This window comes from Isoptericola sp. NPDC060257, from assembly GCF_042726645.1.
Classification (GTDB): domain Bacteria; phylum Actinomycetota; class Actinomycetes; order Actinomycetales; family Cellulomonadaceae; genus Isoptericola; species Isoptericola nanjingensis.
This window is the reverse complement of the sequence record NZ_JBHXAW010000407.1, coordinates 1-2,592: the sequence shown is the minus strand read 5'-3', so window position 1 is coordinate 2,592 and position 2,592 is coordinate 1. Positions and strand designations below refer to the sequence as shown.

Below are 2,592 nucleotides of genomic sequence, written 5' to 3'. Positions count from 1 at the left end.
GCAGTCCGAACTGCCGACCCCGACCCGAACTGCCGCCCTGACGGAACCCTCGGAGCGACACGATCCGCCCGACGTCAGACCCAGCGCGCCGGGTCCGCGACCACCGACCGCAGCACCTCGCGCGCTCCGCCGGTGAGGGCGGCGTGCGGGCCGGCGGCGGCGGGGCGCACGTCGACGGGCGCGAAGGGCGCGGCGAGCGCACGCTCCTCCACCACCCCTCCGACGACGTGCCCCACCCAGCCGAACAGCTCGGCGTACGCGCCGCCGAGCACGATGGTGGAGACGTCGACGAGGTTGACGAACGTGGCGAGCGCGGCGCCGAGCGCGCGCCCGGCGCGGCCGACGGTGTCGAGGGCTGCGTCGTCGCCGGCGCGCAGCAGGTCGACGATCGCGTGCACGGGCGCCGACGACGGCAGGCCGGAGCCCCGCAGCAGCACCTCCTTGCCGGCGTACTGCTCGAGGCAGCCGGTGGCGCCGCACGAGCAGCGCGGGCCGGCGGGGTCGACGACGACGTGCCCGATCTCGCCGTTCCAGCCCCGCTCCCCCAGGAACAGGTGCCGGTCGACGACGATCCCCGCGCCGACGCCGACGTCGCCGGAGACGTAGAGGAAGGACGGCGGCACGTCGCCCGCGAGCTCAGCGAGGGCGGCGAGCTTGGCCTCGTTCGCCACCTCGACGTCGAGCGGGTCGCCGTCACCGGTCCGCAGGTCGAGCTCCGGGACGGGCTCCACGGACGACCAGCCCAGGTTGGGCGCCACCTCCAGCCGCCCGCCGCGCACGTCCACGAGCCCGGGCAGCGCGAGCCGTGCCCCGGCGACGCGCATGCCGACGGCCTCGACCTCCGCGACCACCTCGGCGGCGAGGGTCCGGAGCCGGGCGAGCACGTCGCGCGGGTCCGAGTCGTGCAGCGAGCCGGTGACGACGCGCTCGGCGACGACGTCGCCCACGAGGTCGAGGGCGCGCGCGCCGAGGTAGTCGACGTTCACCTCGAGCCCGAGCCCGACGACGGACCGTCCGGCGGGCACCAGCGGGACGGCGGGGCGGCCGGCCTTCTGCGCCGCGACGGGCGGGAGCTCGGCGACGAGCCCCCCGGCGACGAGCCGGTCGACGAGGGTCGAGACGGTGGCCCGGGTGAGACCGGTGGCGCCGGCGACGTCGGCGCGCGACGGTGGTGCGGAGGCCTCGAACACGGCCGCGGCGACGAGGCGCAGGTTCCGCTCGCGGAGGGTGTGCTGGCGCGACGCGGCCCCGCCGTCGGGCACGCGAGGAGCAGCTGCGGGCGTCGTCGTCGAGGTGGCTGGCACGTGTTGACTCTAGCCCAGCGACGCGCAATAGTTCAGCCGTACAACAAAACTCGACGAGGAGAGATCCGTGAGCGACATCAAGTACTCGTTCGGCCTGTGGACCGTCGGCTGGCCGGCCGCCGACCCGTTCGGCACCGCGACCCGCCCCGACCTGGACCCGGCCGAGTCGATCCGCAAGCTGGCCGACCTCGGCGCGTGGGGCTTCACGTTCCACGACAACGACGTCTTCCCGTTCGGCGCGGAGGGCGCGGAGCGCCAGAAGCACATCGACGCGGTGAAGAGGGCCTCCGAGGAGACCGGTCTCGTCTGCGAGATGGTCACCACCAACACCTTCACGCACCCGATCTTCAAGGACGGCGCGTTCACCTCGAACAACCGCGAGGTGCGTCGCTACGGCCTGCGCAAGGTGCTGCGCAACGCCGACCTGGCCGCCGAGATGGGCGCCTCGACATTCGTCATGTGGGGCGGCCGCGAGGGCACGGAGTACGACAACTCCAAGGACCTGCACGCCGCGCACGCCCGCTACGCCGAGGGCATCGACACCGTCGCGGCGTACATCAAGGAGAAGGGCTACGACCTGCGCATCGCGCTGGAGCCCAAGCCCAACGAGCCGCGCGGCGACATCTTCCTGCCGAGCATCGGCCACGCCATCGCCCTCATCGACACGCTCGACAACGGCGACATCGTGGGCCTCAACCCGGAGACGGGCCACGAGCAGATGGCCGGCCTCAACTACACGCACGGCCTCGCGCTGGCGCTGTACGCGGGCAAGCTGTTCCACATCGACCTCAACGGCCAGCACGGCCCGAAGTACGACCAGGACCTCGTCTTCGGCCACGGCGACCTGCTGAGCGCGTTCTTCACGGTGGACATGCTCGAGAACGGCTTCCCCAACGGCGGCCCGCGCTACGAGGGCCCGCGCCACTTCGACTACAAGCCCAGCCGCACCGAGTTCCTCGACGGCGTCTGGGAGTCGGCGAAGGCGAACATGGAGACCTACGACATGCTCGCCGCCAAGTCGAAGGCGTACCGCGAGGACGCCGAGGTGCAGAAGGCGTTCGAGCACGCCGGCATCTTCGAGCTGGGCGAGCCGACCCTGGCCGAGGGCGAGTCGTTCGACGCCTTCCTCGCCGACCGCTCCGCCTACGAGGACCTCGACGTCGACGCGGTCGCCGAGCGCGACTACGGTCTGGTGCGGCTGCACCAGCTCGCGCTGCGCCACCTCATCGGCTGACCATCCCCGACGTTGTGGGTGGGATCGTGGCCCTGTTTCGTGTCGAAACAGGGC

The 2,592-nt window shown here is 72.6% G+C and carries 2 protein-coding genes; one reads left to right on the top strand and one right to left on the bottom strand.

The window, feature by feature from the left end; genetic code table 11:
• Positions 1-74: 74 nt before the first annotated feature.
• A complete protein-coding gene (locus ACFWEK_RS20670) occupies positions 75-1,304 on the bottom strand; it encodes an ROK family protein (RefSeq protein ID WP_430547206.1) in 1,230 nt (409 codons plus the stop codon).
• A 67-nt stretch (positions 1,305-1,371) separates the two neighbouring features.
• Here ACFWEK_RS20670 and xylA point away from each other — a divergent pair, with 67 nt between their 5' ends.
• Positions 1,372-2,538: a xylose isomerase gene (gene xylA / locus ACFWEK_RS20665; protein WP_430555254.1), complete on the top strand. Its 1,167-nt coding sequence runs from the start codon at positions 1,372-1,374 to the stop codon at positions 2,536-2,538.
• Positions 2,539-2,592: the final 54 nt, after the last annotated feature.